The organism is Flavobacterium quisquiliarum, from assembly GCF_019308285.1.
Lineage (GTDB): Bacteria > Bacteroidota > Bacteroidia > Flavobacteriales > Flavobacteriaceae > Flavobacterium > Flavobacterium quisquiliarum.
In genome coordinates this window covers 79584-95847 of the sequence record NZ_WWEM01000011.1, presented here as the reverse complement: position 1 = coordinate 95847, position 16264 = coordinate 79584, and the positions used below count along the sequence as shown (strand labels likewise).

The window sequence follows — 16264 nt, the reverse complement described above, 5'->3', positions numbered from 1 at the left end:
TCATGGCGATTAAAGTAACAATGCCTCGTTTGAGCGATACTATGACAGAAGGAACGGTAGCAACTTGGCTTAAAAAAGTAGGCGACAAAGTAAGCGAAGGTGATATCTTAGCTGAAATTGAAACAGACAAAGCAACAATGGAGTTCGAATCTTTTAACGAAGGAACTCTTTTACATATCGGAATTCAAGAAGGAGAAACTGCTCCTGTTGATTCATTATTAGCCATCATTGGTAAAGAAGGAGAAGATATTTCTGCTCTTTTAGCTGGTGGAGATGCTCCTGCTGCCGAAGCTCCAAAAGCGGATGCTCCTGCTGCTGAAGCAAAAACTGAAACTGCTGCTCCTGCAAAAGCAGCTGAATTACCAAAAGGAGTTATAGTAGTAACTATGCCTCGCTTAAGTGATACAATGACGGAAGGTACAGTAGCAACTTGGTTGAAAAAAGTGGGTGATACTGTAGCTGAAGGAGATATTTTAGCAGAAATTGAAACAGACAAAGCTACAATGGAGTTTGAGTCTTTCAATGCTGGAACATTATTGTACATCGGAATTCAAGAAGGAAGCACTGCTCCTGTTGATAGCTTATTAGCTATCATTGGGCCTGCGGGAACTGACATTACTGGAGTTGCTGATAACTTTACTGCTGGTGGCGCTGCAACTGCAAGTGCTCCTGCTGCTGAAGAAACAAAAACTGCTCCTGCTGCTGAAAAAGCAACAGAAGCTCCTGCTGAAACTTCAAACGGAGGAAGAATTTTAGCTTCGCCTTTAGCTAAGAAAATTGCTTCTGATAAAGGAATTTCATTAAACCAAGTAAAAGGATCTGGAGAAAACGGACGTATCGTAAAAAGCGATATCGAAAACTTTACTCCATCTGCGCAAACACAGACCAACGCTTCAGCACCTGCTGCTAAACAAGAAGCATCTGCTCCTGCTGCACCAAAAGTATTTGTTCCTGCTGGAGAAGTTTACACAGAAGAGATTAAAAACTCTTCAATGCGTAAAGTTATTGCAAAACGTCTTGCTGAATCTTTATTTACTGCACCTCACTACAACTTAGTGATTGAAGTAAGCATGGACGAAGCTATGCAGGCTAGAGCCGCTATCAATAGCGTTCCAGATACAAAAGTATCTTTCAACGATATGGTAATCAAAGCTTGTGCTTTAGCATTGAAAAAACACCCAAAAATCAACTCTACTTGGAGAGAAGATGCCATCATCATCAACCACCACGTAAACATTGGTGTTGCTGTAGCTGTTGAAGACGGATTAGTTGTTCCTGTATTGAAATTTACTGACGCTATGAGTTTATCTCAAATTGGTGGCTCAGTAAGAGATCTTGCGGGAAGAGCTAAAAACAAAAAATTAGGACCACAAGAAATGGAAGGAAGTACTTTTACAGTATCTAACCTTGGTATGTTTGGTATCACTGAATTCAATTCAATCATCAACCAACCAAACTCTGCTATCCTTTCTGTAGGTGCAATTGTTGAGAAACCAGTAGTTAAAAACGGTCAAATCGTAGTTGGAAACACAATGATGTTATCATTAGCTTGTGACCACAGAACAATTGACGGTGCAACTGGCGCTCAGTTCTTACAAACATTAAAACAATACATCGAAAGCCCAGTTACTATGTTGGCGTAATCGTTGTTAATTTTATAATTAAATCCCGTTTTGTTTATTCAAAGCGGGATTTTTTGTTTAATTTTCATCCTCAAATTCAAAACCTCACAAAATGAAGAAACTAATTCTTTTCGCTTTGTTTCTGACAGCAATTGCCTGCCAGAAAAAAGAGCAAACAGAAAAAACTACTGCTGTTATAGACGAACACAGTTACTCTAAACCAGAACTTGCCGTTGCAAAACATCTTGATCTTGATATCAAAGTTGATTTTGATACACAGACGATTTCAGGAAAAGCATCTTGGACAATTGATAACATCAGCAAAGGAAACGAAATTATTTTCGACGAAAACACTTTAAACATTACAAAAGTTACTTTAGGTGATGAAGAAAAAGAAACCAAATTCGAACTTGGAAAAGACACTGAATTTCACGGCAAACCGCTTCATATCGCCATCGAGCCAAACACAACCAAAGTAAACATTTACTACAACACTACTAAAGACGCTGTAGCATTACAATGGTTAAAACCAGAACAAACGGCAGACAAAAAGAAACCTTTCTTGTTCTCTCAAGGAGAAAGTGTTTGGTCACGTACCTGGATTCCGTGTCAGGATTCTCCGGGAGTTCGTTTTACCTACAATGCAAAAGTTACGGTTCCTAAAGATTTATTAGCGGTTATGAGTGCTGTAAATCCGCAGAAGAAAAATGATACTGGTGTTTATACTTTTAAACAAGACAAAGCAATTCCGTCTTATTTAATGGCAATTGCAGTTGGAGATATCGAATTTCAAGCAATCGACAATAGAACAGGAGTTTATGCAGAACCATCAATGCTAAAAAAATCGGCCTATGAATTTGCTGAACTAGGAAAAATGGTTGTAGCTGCTGAAAAATTATACGGCCCTTACCGTTGGGGACGTTATGACGTTTTGGTTTTGCCTCCAAGTTTCCCTTACGGCGGAATGGAAAATCCAAACTTAACTTTTTTAACTCCTGGAGTAATTGCTGGAGATCGTTCTCTAACAAGTTTATTAGCGCACGAATTAGGCCACAGCTGGAGCGGCAACTTAGTTACAAACGCAACTTGGGATGACATTTGGTTAAATGAAGGTTTTACTACTTATGTTGAACACAGAATTGGAGAAGCTATTTTTGGAAAGAAAGAATTTGACATGCAAAATGTTATCACCAACAAAGAATTAGTTGATAATGTTGCGGAATATGGAGACACAAGTCCAGATACAAGACTAAAAGTGAGTTTGACTGGAAGAAATCCTGATGACGGAATCAGTATGATTCCTTATGTAAAAGGGTATGCTTTCTTGAGAGTTATTGAAAACGCTGTTGGACGTGAAAAATTTGATGTTTTTATCAAAAATTATTTTGATGCACACGCTTTCAAATCGATTACGACAGAAGATTTTGTTAAATATTTAAACGAAAATCTTATCAAAGGAGACAAAACTTTAGCAGACAAAATCAAATTGGAAGATTGGATTTACAAACCTGGAATTCCATCAAACATAACTCCTGTAAGTTCAGCTGATTTTGATGCGATTAATAAAATCCAAAAAAGCTGGAGAGAAACTGGCATTGCAGGTTTAAGCAAAAAAATTACAACTACTGCCGAAAAACAGCATTTTATTGACCATCTCCCAGCTGATATTACAGCAAAAGAAATGGAGGCAATTGATAAAGAATTCAACTTTACAAAAGGCGGTAATTTCATTATCAAACGTCAATGGTTTGTTCAGGCATTAATTCATCAATACAAACCAGCTTATCCTGCCATTGAGCAATTTTTGATAGGAATTAGCAGAACTGGATCTGTAATGATGCTTTATAAAGAAATGGTTAAAACTCCTGAAGGAAAAGTTTGGGCAAAACAGGTTTTTGATAAAGCAAAATCTGGTTATCATGCAACGACTATTCAGGCTGTTGAAGGAGTTTTGAAATAGTTTTTTTCAAGAATATTATTAAAAACAGGTTATCCTTAAAAGGACAACCTGTTTTTTTTTGACAATCATTTGTCATTTCGAGAGACGAGAAATCGCAATAGAAATTCCGCAATGAGAATCGACAATCTTTATGGAGTTACTTGCGGAGATCCTTCCTTCGTCAGGATGACAAACTAGACGAAAATACTCTTTTGAAACCGAGTGTCCTAGCCCCGATAGAAGTGGAAATCCTTTTGTGCCGGGGTTCGGCACAAAAGATTGGAACGGATAGCGGGATTAGCTCCTAAAAAACTTTATTATAGAAATCGAAATACCAAGATAATTCTTCATCAAAAAAACTCAGGGAAAATTATCCATCATATAGCGTACATTCTCCATGTTTTAAAATCTGCAATCGTCGCAACTTTGTAATGTCAAAAGACAACAACTAATAATAACATTAAAAAATTAAATACGATGGCACGATTAACAGCATTAAACCCAGAAGAAGTAACAGGAAAAACTAAAGATTTATTTAACGCAGTTCAAGCAAAATTAGGCGTTGTACCAAACATGATGAGAACAATGGGGAATTCTCCAGCGGTTTTGGAAGGATATCTGAACTTAAGCGGCGCATTAAGCCACGGAAAATTAAGTGCAAAAACTGGCGAATTAATTGCATTAGCAGTTTCAGAAAGCAACTCTTGTGATTACTGTTTAGCAGCTCATACTTTTATCGGAGAAAAATTGATAAAAGCAGATCCAGCAGTTTTACACGCGGCAAGAACAGGAAACTCTACAGATGCTAAAACAGAAGCGATTTTACAATTGGCTAAAACATTAATCAGAAAAGGCGGTTTAGTAAATGACGAAGATGTAAACAACGCCAAAAATACCGGAGTTTCTGATGCTGAAATTGCAGAAACTATTGGTCATGTAGCTTTAAATGTGCTGACAAACTACTTTAATAATGTAGCAAATACTGAAATAGACTTTCCTACAGTTTAATCAAGAATCACGCATTCACTATAACAAAAAACAATTTATAAAGATAGCGGTGGATTTATTTCATAGCTATCTTTATGCTTTTAAAAACAAAACACATGAGTTCTCAAAATGTTTTCACTTTAATCAATCCGCAGAATGGCAATTTGGCTTTCAAAATTCTTCCTTTTGAGGACAACAGCTATTTCGATCATTTACAGCGAAACAATTATTATTCTTTGATTTGGATAACTAAAGGAAAAGGGAAAGTAAAAGCCGATTTTGCTGAACATCATTTTGAAGAAAACACACTTCTCGCCTTTTCACCTTACCAGCCTTTTATGCTTTGTGTAAATGAACCAATTGAAGGAATTGCAATTCATTTTCATTCTGATTTTTATTGCATTCACATGCATCAAAAAGAGGTTTCGTGTAATGGCGTTTTATTCAACAATATCTATCAGCCTCCTTATGTACAGGTTACAGAACAGGCCTCTCAGACTTTTAAAATGGTTATTGATCAGATGAAAGCTGAAATTCAGAATGCAGAATTGGCACAATATGAATTGCTTATTTCTTACTTGAAAATCTTTCTAATTACAGCTTCAAGATTAAAAACAGAACAATTGGAAGAAATGAAATCGGTTCCGGATTCTAAAGAGCCTGTAATTCTTCAAAATCTAAAAGATGCAATTGAACTGAATTTCAAAACCAAACATTCAGCAGGAAATTATGCTGAATTACTCAATATTTCTCCAAAAGCATTGGCAAAATTATCCAAGAATTATTTCAACAAAACTTTAACCGATTTAATTGCGGAAAGAATCATTATTGAAGCCAAAAGAGAATTGTATTTAACCAACAAAACAGTCAAAGAAATCGCTTACGAATTGGGCTATGATGATGAACATTATTTCAGCCGTTTCTTTAAAACAAATGCTGATGTTTCGCCTCAAATTTATCGTGAAACTGTAGGATTTGGAAAAATGGAAGCTTAGTTTTCAGTCGCAGTCTGCTGATTACTGCAAACTGTTACTGATTACTTATTTTTCGCTTCAATCCATTTTGACATATACATCGTGCTTTTAAAAGCGTGATGCTGGAGCAAATTTCCCATAAAATTATGCAGACGATGGCTTCCAGAATCTATTAAAAGTGAATTTGTGAATGAAATTAATTTATCTGAATAATCCTGTTTTTGGTAACATTTATTAATGATTTCAACTCCATTTTTCTGAGCTTCTTTCCAAAGATTTTCATCTTGATAAAGCTCTATTGCTTTTTTTGCAAAAACTTCGGGATTATCTTCAATACAACCATTCCAAGGCAAATCTAAATGCATCGCTTCTGAACCAATTGAAGTTGTTATACTTGGTGTTCCACATTGCATGGCTTCTAGTAATTTTCCTTTTAAACCTGCTCCAAAACGAATCGGTGCGAGAACAATTCTTGCTTTTTTGACAATTTCATTGGCATCTTCCGCTCTTCCCATAATAAAAAATCCATTTTTAGGCTGATGCAATTGCAATACTTTTTGAGAGGGATATGCGCCATATACTTCCAAAATTGCCTCTGGAAAATTCTTTTTAAGAGATGGCCAAATTGATTCTTTTAAATGTTGAACGGTATTCCAATTCGGTTCATGAAGAAAATTTCCGATGAAGATAAAGTTTTTACGATCTTCAAAAGAAGGCAATTTCAATAACTCTTCCTCATTCATTTTATCCACTAAAAAAGGAAGATAAAAAAGTAACTCTTTGTTTATTTTAAAAACATCTTCGAGAATATTCATCTCAAATTCTGAAATAATCAAAGACAAATCACATCTTAAAATACTGGCGATTTCTCGTTTTGCTACTTCTTCAGATAATAAATCAATCAATTCAAAAGTTCGGTTTTCTTTAAAAGCTTTTTGTCTTGCTGTTCTTAAGCAATGTAAATCTTCAGTATCTAAAATCCGGATTGCTTTTGGGCAGTTTTCAATGATTCTCCATCCAAATTGTTCTTCAATCATAAATCGATCAAACAAAACAACATCTGGATTTAATACTGCTATAAAATCATCAAAACTGGAAGAATTGAGTTCGATACTTCTTTTTATTACTCCAAATTCAGCTAAATCAATCATAAAATCACTGTCTTGAGCTGCGCTTGCAAATGTGATTTCAAATCCATTTTCTTTGAAAATAGAAATCAACTGCATCATTCTTTCGCCTGCTGCAGAAGACTTTGGCTCAGGCCAGACAAACCCAATAATTAAAAGTTTTTTTAGCTGATTCATTGTAATTGGTTTCAACTTACAAAATAATACTTTTTTCCGCGGATTTGCACCCAATTTCCTGAAATTCGGTCGTAAAAAAACACTAATTTTGCAAAATCTAAATGCCTGGAAATTATGTTAGGATTAAAATTAGCTACAGACCCTCGCTGGGTAAATATTGTGGAGTCAAATATTGAAGAAATTTTAACGGATCACGCTTGGTGCGAACAAAAAGCAGCTTCAAACGCGATTAGTATTGTGACTTACAATTCTGAAATAGAAGAATTGGTAACCGAAATGCTTGTAATTGCTCGAGAAGAACTGGAGCACTTTCAGATGGTTCACGATATCATAAAACAGCGCGGACTTACTTTAGGCCGTGAAAGAAAAGATCATTATGTAAATGAACTTTTTAAATTCATGAAAAAAGACGGAAGCCGTAGAGACGCGTTATCTGACCGCTTATTATTTTCTGCCATGATTGAAGCCAGAAGCTGCGAACGCTTTAAAGTCCTTTCTGAAAACATTAAAGATCCAGAACTAGCGAAATTTTATCGCGATTTAATGATTTCTGAAGCAGGACATTATACTACTTTTCTAGGATTCGCCAGAAAATATCAAGACAATATAGATATTGATAAAAGATGGAAAGAATGGATTGAATATGAAGGTTCTATTATTACCAATTATGGTAAAAGTGAAACCGTACACGGATAAATTATACTCGTTTTTTGACGTCATTTTACACTTTAACACCCACAATTCGTTATGCAAAAAAGTAAATCCAGATCAATCGTATTAAAAATTGCGAAGTATACCGGAATCACTTTAGCTGTTCTTTTAGGATTACTATTTTTAACGCCTATCGTTTTTGAAGATCAGATTAAGGAACAAATTAAGAAAACAGCTAACGAAAGATTAAGCGCAGAGCTTAATTATTCTGATGTTTCAGTTTCTTTTTTCCGTCATTTCCCTTCTTTAACTTTAACATTAGACAATTTAAGTCTTAATGGTTCGGCTCCATACAAAAACGAAAAATTTATCACAGCGAAAGAGGTTTCTTTTGGAATTAACGTTGCTAGTTTGATTTTCAGTAAATCAGTAAAAATCGATCAGATTTACTTATCGGATTCGTTCATAAACGTAAAAGTGAATCCGAATGGAGAAGCAAATTACAACGTTTACAAATCTCAGGAACAAGCTTCAAAGACTAAAGATAGTAGTGATACAGCTTTAAAACTGGAGCGAATTGAAATCTTAAACAGTAAAATTATTTATGACGATAAATCGACAAAAGTTCATTTTGATGCTTTTGGATTTAATTATTTAGGAAAAGGAGATTTAAACAAAGCCGTTTTTGATTTGTATTCGAAAGCCAAAATCGAAAAATTAAATATCGTTTATGAAGATGAACCGTATTTAATGAACAAAAAGATTGATGCCGATTTGATTACGAAAGTAAACATCAACTCGCTTTCGTTCTTTTTTCAGCAGAATAACCTAAAAATCAATCAGCTTTTGGTCGATTTTAAAGGGAAATTTGACATTTTAAAAGATGGTTACAATATGGATTTTGTAATTAAATCGGACAACAGCAAGTTGTACGACGTTTTTACCGCTTTCCCTCCAAAATACATTACCTGGCTTGCTCAAACTGAATTAAAAGGAAATACAAACCTTCTTTTTACTTTAAAAGGAAAATATATTACATCACAGAATATTGCTCCTGACCTTAATTTAGACGTAAAAATAAACGATGGATTTGTCAATTATAACAAAAGTGCATTTCCGGTTTCTAATTTAAATTTAGACATCAAAACAAAAGTTCCGTCTTTAAATCCGGAATTAGTAATTGTTGATGCTCAAAATTTATCTTTAAATATCAATCAGGATTATTTAAAATCGAAGTTTATTGTTAAAGGTGTAAATACACCGGATATTAACGGTGATTTTAAAGCTAAAATTGATCTTGAAAAACTAGTTAACGCACTTGGAATTCCTGATATAAAACTAAAAGGTTCTTTAGTAAGCGACATCAAAACAAACGGAATATTTGACCAGAAAAACAAACGTTTTCCGGTAACGAATGGTACAATTAACTTGGAAAATGGTTATTTAAAAACACCTTATTATCCAAATCCGATTACGAATATTACCATCAAATCTAAAATTGAGAATCAAAAAGGAACTTTTCAGGATTTGAAAGTAAACCTAAAACCAACTCAATTTACTTTTGAAGGAAAACCTGTTTTTGTTGAAGCCGATCTAAGCAATTTTGATGATTTGACTTATGATGTAAAAGCAAAAGGTGAATTGGATGTTAACCGAATCTATAAAGTTTTCTCGCAAAAAGGGCTTGATTTAGATGGTTTCATAAAAGCCGATTTGGTTTTGAAAGGAAAACAAAGCGATGCTGAAAACGGGAACTACAGCAAATTATACAATAAGGGAACTCTTGAATTGCGAAATATCGGAATTGCCTCAGAATTTCTTCCAAAGAAATTTGTTATCAAAGAAGGGATTTTCAAAATCAATCAGGATAAAATGTCGTTCAATAATTTCTTAGCCGCTTACGGACAGTCTGATTTTAAAATGAACGGTTATTTGCAGAACGTTATTAATTATGTTACTACAAATACAGGCGTTTTAAGAGGTTCTTTTCAAGTGACTTCAAGATATATCAATATTGACGAATTCATGTCTAATGCGCCAGAAAGCACATCTGTAACACAGACTCAAAACCCTGCTCAGAAAAAAGAAACACAGACAAACGAAACTGGCGTTATTGTTATTCCAACAAACTTAGATTTACAATTATTGGCAAATGCCCAAAAAGTAAATTTTGATAAACTGACCTTGAACAAAGCCATTGGAAACCTGAAAATGAACAAAGGAAAACTGACAATGCAGAACACTGGTTTTGATTTAATTGGCTGTAAAGTCGATATGACTGCCAATTACCAAGCCGTAACAACTAAAAAAGCCAATTTTGACTACGCAATAAAAGCTAATGATTTTGACATTAAAAGAGCTTACAATGAAATTGAAGTTTTTAGAAAAATGGCCAGTGCAGCAGAAAAAGCACAAGGAATTGTTTCTTTAGATTACAAATTAAAAGGACGTTTAAATTCAAAAATGGAACCTGTTTATCCTTCGCTTGTTGGAGGCGGAACGCTTTCTGTAAAAGATGTAAAAGTCCGTGGACTGAAAATGTTTAATGCAGTCAGCAAACAAACCAGTTCTGAAAAAATGAAAAATCCAGATCTTTCAAAAGTAGATATAAAAACTACAGTTAAGAACAATATTATAACTGTAGATCGTTTTAAATTTAAATTTGCTGGTTTTAGACCAAGAATCGAAGGAACAACAAGTCTGGACGGAAAACTGAACTTAAAAATGCGCTTAGGACTTCCTCCATTAGGTATTTTTGGAATTCCTTTAACAGTTACAGGAACTCAGGATAATCCTAAAGTCAAAGTGGGACGTAAAACTGAGGATTTGGAAGAAACCAAAGATACAGAGGAATAAAATTTGAAAATTCCAAATTTCAAATCATCCGAAATAATAATTATTGACCTTTGTCAAAGTTTTAAACTTTGACAAAGGTTTTTTCTTTTACAGATAATCAAATTTCAAATATCAGCTTAGAAAAATATAAAATTCCTTGCCCTAAAACCCACAGTAAAGCCGCAAGTCCTAATAATTTCCAAGCCCAAGAATTCCCTCTTTTCCAACTCGAAAAGAAAGAGAAAATTTCCAGGTATTTTAGAATTATAAACAGACAGCTCCCTATTAACGAAAACCACATTATTTCGTTTGAATGTATCTGATAACTATATAAAAAAGCCAATACAAGAAAAAGAACGGTAACAAACTGCAAGTAATAATAGTTCCCTAAATTATACTTATGATTCTCTTTTGAGGATAAAATCAGAAATGAAAAAATCTCCAAACTTACGAATGCTGCAATAACATTGCAAAAAATAGCATTCCATTGCAATACAAGAACAATAGTTAAAATAACCGCTATAACAGTACAGGCACCAAGCGAATTGATGCTTCTTGCTCTATAACCTTCATTTTTAAAAGGGAATAAAATTGGATAAATATATTTTTCTAAAGTACGCCAAAAAGGCAATGCATAAATAGAAGCAATTCCCGAAACTACAATTTCATAATTATAAAAAACATCGGCAGGAACTTTATACAAAACATAAGAAAGAGCCAATGTCACCAAAACAGCTGGCAGACATATTGTTTTTATGGTTTCCCACGGATCTTTTCCCCAGAAATTATTTTCTATTTCTAAAACATATTTTTTTACCCAATATTCTTTAGTAAACAAAGCTGTAGACTGACTCCATAACAGGAATAATCCCAAATGAATAATTACGGTTCGCACTACAAAATCTTCAATAGAAACTGCATAAAATACACAAGCGATTCCAACTGTCAACAATTCACAAGTCAATAATAAAGGAGAAAACAAATACCTTAAAACAGGCTCTAAACGCTTAAGAAGAAACCCAATTAATAAACTCCAATACTTTTTAAAAAGCGCAATAACAGCACAAATGGCTATAAAAGCCGACAAATAAAACATCCAGTTGGTCAGCAATTGCGTCTGCATCCAAATTTGAACAGTGGAATTTTTTTGAGGCTTATAAACAATAGTGGAATTTTCAAAAATCTGATTTGCTAATTCATCCCTAGTTTTAACATCAAGGCTCGGAAATTGATTTTTGTTTTCCTGCCAAAACTGATCTGTTTTGCAGCCGTTCCTTTTTAAAACTTCAAATTCATACAGAGTATTTTTCTGTTTTTCATTTAATGAACTTAAATGACTTACGATATTTTCTGAAGGAGTATTTGCATAAGCGCCAAGACAGCACAACAAAAACAATAATAGAATCTTTTTCAAACTTTTTTATTTAAAGAGGCAAAACAAATGTAAGTTTTAAAGTCTTATCAAAATCATTAAAAACAAAAAACCCGATCATTTCTGAACGGGTTTTTTATAAAAAGTAAATCTTTGTGATTATTATGCCTCGAATGGGATAATAGAAACGTAAGATTTGTTATCTCTTTTCTTTTGGAACTTAACAACTCCAGCTACTCTTGCGTGAAGAGTGTGATCTTTACTGATGTAAACGTTTTCACCTGGATTGTGTTTTGAACCTCTTTGTCTAACGATGATGTTACCAGCAATAGCAGCTTGTCCACCATAAATCTTAACGCCTAGACGTTTTGATTCTGATTCTCTACCATTCTTCGAACTACCGACACCTTTCTTGTGAGCCATGACGTATGAGTTTAAATATTGTTATTATTCTTTAGTAGCTTCTTTTTTTGCTTTTGGAGCTGCTTTTTTTGCTTTTGGAGCTTCTACTTCTTCAGTAGCTGCTTCTTCTGCTACAACTGCTTTTTTAGCTGCTGCTTTTTTAGTTCCTCCTGCTGCAGAAATACCTTCAATTACAATTTGTGTAAGATATTGTCTGTGACCATTTCTTTTTTTGTATCCTTTTCTTCTTTTCTTTTTGAAAACGATAACTTTATCACCTTTTAAGTGTTGTAACACTTTAGCTTCTACTGAAGCACCTTCTATAGCTGGGGCGCCTAAAGTTACATTTCCGTTATCATCTAATAAAAGAACTTTGTCAAAAGTAACTTTTGAACCTTCTTCATTAGCCAAACGGTGAACATAAACCTTTAAGTCTTTGCTTACTTTAAATTGTTGCCCTGCTATCTCTACGATTGCATACATATCAAATTGATTTATTGAATTTTAAGGTTGCAAATATACAACTAATAATTTACTATGCAACCTGTAGAAGCAAAAATATTTCATTCTCAAAAAACACTGTATATCAAGCAGTTTTATGACCGAAAAACATTTTATTTAAAGTAAAATACTGTTAAAATACCATCTAATTATAAACAAAACTGCAATTGATAATTAAAAAAAACTATTTTTGATGTAACTAAAATCAACTCTAGTCAACCTACTCTTGTTTGATATTTAAAATTATTAATCTTTATGAAAAAATCAATAATGATGTTAAGTGCTGCATTAATGCTTGGCGGAGTAGCTCATGCTCAAAAAGTAGCTTTTGAAGAATACAATTTAGACAACGGTCTGCATGTTATTTTACACAACGATCCTTCTGCTCCTGTTGTCATTACATCAGTAATGTACCATGTGGGATCAAAAGACGAACGTCCTGACAGAACTGGATTTGCACACTTCTTTGAACACTTATTATTTGAAGGAACACAAAACATTAAACGTGGCGAATGGATGAAAATCGTTACTGCAAACGGAGGAGTTAATAACGCGAACACATCAGACGACAGAACGTACTACTATGAAGTTTTTCCTTCCAACAGTTTAGAATTGGGTTTATGGATGGAATCTGAAAGATTAATGCATCCTATTATTAATAAGGTCGGGGTTGACACTCAAAACGAAGTGGTAAAAGAAGAAAAAAGAATGCGTTATGACAACCAGCCGTACGGAAATATCCTGGCGGAGGTTAAGAAAAACATGTTCAAAAATCATCCTTACAGATGGACGACTATTGGATCTATGAAAGATCTGGATGCAGCAACTCTGGAAGAATTCCAAGCTTTTAATAAAAAATTCTATACTCCTAATAATGCCGTTTTAGTGGTTGCTGGAGATTTCGAAAAAGCAAAAACAAAAGAATGGATTCAGAAATACTTCGGTCCAATTCCGAGAGGCGAAGAAGTTAAAAAACAAACTTTTACTGAAGAACCAATCACACAAACTATTAAAGCTACTTACGAAGACCCTAACATTCAAATACCAATGATTGTGGCTTCATACAGAACGCCTTCAATGAAAACAAGAGATGCTAGAGTTTTAGACTTAATATCTTCCTATTTAAGCGATGGAAAAAGCTCTAAACTTTACAAAAAGATAGTTGATGATAAAAAAATGGCGTTACAAATTGGCGCTGTAGGTTTCAGCCAGGAAGATTACGGAACATACATTTTATATGGTTTACCAATGGCTCCAAATACAACTGCTGATATCTTAAAAGAAATAGACGAAGAAATAGTAAAAATTCAGACTGATCTTATTTCTGAAAAAGATTACGAAAAACTACAAAACAAATTCGATAACAATTATGTAAATGCTAATGCAAGTGTTGAAGGAATTGCCGAAAATCTAGCTTCTTACTACCTGCTTTATGGCGATGTAAATTTAATTAATACAGAAATTGACATTTACCATTCTATAACCAGAGAAGAAATTAGAGAAGTTGCTAAAAAATATTTGAATCCAAATCAGCGCTTAATTTTAGATTATATTCCGACGCCTAAATCTCAAAACTAAGAATATCGAATCATGAAAAAAATATATACTTTTTTAATCCTTTTATTCCTAACTGGAATTATGCAAGCACAAGATCGTCCACAACCCAAACCAGGAAACGCCCCAGTAGTCAACATCAAAAAACCGCAGACTTTTGTTTTGGCAAACGGCATGAAAGTTTTGATTGTTGAAAATCATAAATTACCAAGAGTAAGTTTTACGCTTACTTTAGACAATGCACCATTTACCGAAGGCAACAAAAAAGGTGTCGACGAATTAACCAGCAGTTTAATTGGAAACGGAACTAAAAAAACAACCAAAGAAGCTTTCAATGAAGAAATTGACTTTTATGGAGCTAATATAAATTTCACTTCACAAGGTGCATACGCTAGTTCATTATCAAAATATTCTGGACGAGTTTTAGAACTTTTGGCCGAAGGTGCTTTACAGCCCAATTTCACTCAAACAGAATTCGACAAAGAAAAAGCGAAATTACTTGAAGGCCTTAAAGCAGACGAGAAAAGTGTTCCTGCAATTTCAAATAGAGTTGTTGATGTATTAGCGTTTGGGAAAAATCATCCAAACGGAGAATATCTTTCTGAAGAAACTGTGAAAAATGTGACATTAGAAGATGTTCAAAACAACTATAATATTCATTTTGTTCCAGAAAACGCTTATTTAGTAATTATTGGAGACATTAAATTTAAAGAAACAAAGGCTTCAGTTGAAAAATTATTCAGCAAATGGAAAAAACAAAGTGCGCCAAAAAACACTTATCCTGATCCAGTTAACCCTTCGAAATTACAAATTGATTTTGTAGATGTTCCAAATGCAGTTCAATCTGAAATTTCATTGGTAAATACCGTCAATTTAAAAATGAGCGATCCAGATTTTTTCCCTGCTGTAATTGCAAACCAAATTTTGGGAGGTGATTTCAACAGTTATCTAAACATGAATTTACGCGAACAACACGCTTGGACTTATGGTGCAAGCTCAAACATTGGAAGCGGGAAATATGTCACTAAATTTAAGGCTAATTCAGCTGTTAGAAATACGGTTACAGACAGCGCTGTTGTTCAGTTTATTAAAGAAATTAAAAGAATCCGCACTGAAAGAGTAGATCCAGAAGTTTTAAGAAATGTAAAAGCAGGTTATATTGGAAGATTTGTAATGCAGGTTGAAAAACCACAGGCTGTTGCTCGTTATGCTTTAAATATTGAAACCGAAAAATTACCAGCTGATTTCTACGAAAAATACATTCAGACCATTAACAATGTTACTGCTGATGATATCTACCGCGTTGCCAACAAATACTTTTTATTGGACAATATGCGAATTGTAATCGTTGGAAAAGGTTCCGATGTTCTTGCTGGCTTAGAAAAACTTCAAATTCCAATTTCCTATTTCGACAAATACGGAAATCCTACTGAAAAACCTTCAACTAAAAAAGAAGCTCCGAAAGATTTAACTGCTAAAACGGTTTTTGAAAATTACATCAAAGCAATTGGAGGAGAAAAAGCAGTTTCTGCTGTTAAAACGCTTTACATGAACGGCTCAACCACTATTCCGCAAGCTCCTACTCCATTGACTTTTACATCAAAATTAGATTCCAAAGGAAAAATGATGGTTTCGCTTTCTATGGGAACCATGAATCTAATGAAACAAGTTGTAAATGAAAAAGGCGCTTATATCGAACAGCAAGGCCAGAGAAAAGACCTTCAAGGAGAAGATTTAGCTGAAATGAAAGCAAACGCTGCTCCTTTTGAAGAGTTACAGCTTGTAAAAAGAACCGATCTTAAAGTAGAAGGAATCGAACCAATCAACGGAAGCGATGCTTATGTTATTAAAGACGGCAAAACAACTTATTACTACGATGTTAAATCAGGCCTAAAAACAGCTGAATCTAAACTTCGCGAACAAGGTGGAAAATCAGCGACACAAATCACAAACTTCAATGATTATAAAGAAGTAAAAGGCGTAAAAGTTCCTTTTAATTTAATTCAAAATGTTGGTTTCGAATTAGACATCAAAATGTCTGATATTAAAATCAACGAAGGGGTTTCTGAGAAAGATTTTTTATAAGATGCTATCCCGATAACTATCGGGACTGAGACACTAAG

Annotated in this window: 12 protein-coding genes; 8 read left to right on the top strand and 4 right to left on the bottom strand. The window is 34.0% G+C overall.

Annotated elements, in window-relative coordinates:
• Window positions 1-2: 2 nt before the first annotated feature.
• The 4 genes from GSY47_RS03450 to GSY47_RS03435 all read left to right on the top strand — a co-directional run bounded on the left by GSY47_RS03450 (window position 3) and on the right by GSY47_RS03435 (window position 5543).
• A complete protein-coding gene (locus tag GSY47_RS03450; protein WP_179003175.1) occupies window positions 3-1643 on the top strand; it encodes a pyruvate dehydrogenase complex dihydrolipoamide acetyltransferase in 1641 nt (546 codons plus the stop codon).
• Between the two features lie 91 nt (window positions 1644-1734).
• Entirely contained in the window at window positions 1735-3582 is a 1848-nt protein-coding gene (locus GSY47_RS03445) for a hydrolase/aminopeptidase (protein ID WP_179003176.1), read from the top strand.
• A 456-nt stretch (window positions 3583-4038) separates the two neighbouring features.
• On the top strand, window positions 4039-4569 hold the full coding sequence (locus tag GSY47_RS03440) for a carboxymuconolactone decarboxylase family protein (RefSeq protein ID WP_179003177.1): 531 nt from the start codon (window positions 4039-4041) through the stop codon (window positions 4567-4569).
• 95 nt (window positions 4570-4664) lie between these two features.
• Window positions 4665-5543, top strand: coding sequence for a helix-turn-helix domain-containing protein (locus GSY47_RS03435; RefSeq protein WP_179003178.1), 879 nt, complete (start codon window positions 4665-4667; stop codon window positions 5541-5543).
• Between the two features lie 41 nt (window positions 5544-5584).
• Here GSY47_RS03435 and GSY47_RS03430 read toward each other — a convergent pair whose 3' ends face one another.
• Window positions 5585-6826 carry a glycosyltransferase family 4 protein gene (locus GSY47_RS03430; RefSeq protein WP_179003179.1) on the bottom strand — a complete coding sequence of 414 codons (1242 nt, stop codon included), beginning with the start codon at window positions 6824-6826 and terminating at the stop codon, window positions 5585-5587.
• A 114-nt stretch (window positions 6827-6940) separates the two neighbouring features.
• Between GSY47_RS03430 and miaE the strand changes: the two genes are divergently transcribed.
• A complete protein-coding gene (miaE, locus tag GSY47_RS03425; RefSeq protein ID WP_179003180.1) occupies window positions 6941-7522 on the top strand; it encodes a tRNA-(ms[2]io[6]A)-hydroxylase in 582 nt (193 codons plus the stop codon).
• Window positions 7523-7573: 51 nt separating this feature from the next.
• Window positions 7574-10333 (top strand): AsmA-like C-terminal region-containing protein, encoded by a 2760-nt coding sequence (locus tag GSY47_RS03420; protein ID WP_179003181.1) that lies wholly within the window; start codon window positions 7574-7576, stop codon window positions 10331-10333.
• 97 nt (window positions 10334-10430) lie between these two features.
• On the opposite strand, the gene GSY47_RS03415 is transcribed toward GSY47_RS03420, so the two are convergent.
• The 3 genes from GSY47_RS03415 to rplU all read right to left on the bottom strand — a co-directional run bounded on the left by GSY47_RS03415 (window position 10431) and on the right by rplU (window position 12569).
• Complete coding sequence (locus GSY47_RS03415) at window positions 10431-11726, bottom strand: hypothetical protein (RefSeq protein WP_246611250.1); 1296 nt, start codon at window positions 11724-11726, stop codon at window positions 10431-10433.
• Window positions 11727-11846: 120 nt separating this feature from the next.
• Window positions 11847-12107: a 50S ribosomal protein L27 gene (gene rpmA, locus GSY47_RS03410; RefSeq protein WP_012023622.1), complete on the bottom strand. Its 261-nt coding sequence runs from the start codon at window positions 12105-12107 to the stop codon at window positions 11847-11849.
• A 24-nt stretch (window positions 12108-12131) separates the two neighbouring features.
• Window positions 12132-12569, bottom strand: a complete 438-nt coding sequence (gene rplU / locus GSY47_RS03405; protein ID WP_091493706.1) for a 50S ribosomal protein L21 — start codon at window positions 12567-12569, stop codon at window positions 12132-12134.
• A gap of 273 nt (window positions 12570-12842) precedes the next feature.
• Here rplU and GSY47_RS03400 point away from each other — a divergent pair, with 273 nt between their 5' ends.
• Together GSY47_RS03400 and GSY47_RS03395 are read left to right on the top strand one after the other, a co-directional pair.
• Complete coding sequence (locus GSY47_RS03400; RefSeq protein ID WP_179003182.1) at window positions 12843-14165, top strand: M16 family metallopeptidase; 1323 nt, start codon at window positions 12843-12845, stop codon at window positions 14163-14165.
• Between the two features lie 12 nt (window positions 14166-14177).
• Entirely contained in the window at window positions 14178-16226 is a 2049-nt protein-coding gene (locus tag GSY47_RS03395; RefSeq protein ID WP_179003183.1) for a M16 family metallopeptidase, read from the top strand.
• Window positions 16227-16264: the final 38 nt, after the last annotated feature.

Excerpts from the sequence above, each read along its gene's own strand:
- GSY47_RS03445 (WP_179003176.1), top strand. The coding sequence starts at position 1,735 with ATGAAGAAACTAATTCTTTTCGCTTTGTTTCTGACAGCAATTGCCTGC.
- GSY47_RS03430 (WP_179003179.1), bottom strand. The coding sequence starts at position 6,826 with ATGAATCAGCTAAAAAAACTTTTAATTATTGGGTTTGTCTGGCCTGAG.
- miaE (WP_179003180.1), top strand. The coding sequence starts at position 6,941 with ATGTTAGGATTAAAATTAGCTACAGACCCTCGCTGGGTAAATATTGTG.
- GSY47_RS03450 (WP_179003175.1), top strand. The coding sequence starts at position 3 with ATGGCGATTAAAGTAACAATGCCTCGTTTGAGCGATACTATGACAGAA.
- GSY47_RS03395 (WP_179003183.1), top strand. The coding sequence starts at position 14,178 with ATGAAAAAAATATATACTTTTTTAATCCTTTTATTCCTAACTGGAATT.
- GSY47_RS03440 (WP_179003177.1), top strand. The coding sequence starts at position 4,039 with ATGGCACGATTAACAGCATTAAACCCAGAAGAAGTAACAGGAAAAACT.
- rpmA (WP_012023622.1), bottom strand. The coding sequence starts at position 12,107 with ATGGCTCACAAGAAAGGTGTCGGTAGTTCGAAGAATGGTAGAGAATCA.
- GSY47_RS03420 (WP_179003181.1), top strand. The coding sequence starts at position 7,574 with ATGCAAAAAAGTAAATCCAGATCAATCGTATTAAAAATTGCGAAGTAT.
- GSY47_RS03400 (WP_179003182.1), top strand. The coding sequence starts at position 12,843 with ATGAAAAAATCAATAATGATGTTAAGTGCTGCATTAATGCTTGGCGGA.
- rplU (WP_091493706.1), bottom strand. The coding sequence starts at position 12,569 with ATGTATGCAATCGTAGAGATAGCAGGGCAACAATTTAAAGTAAGCAAA.
- GSY47_RS03435 (WP_179003178.1), top strand. The coding sequence starts at position 4,665 with ATGAGTTCTCAAAATGTTTTCACTTTAATCAATCCGCAGAATGGCAAT.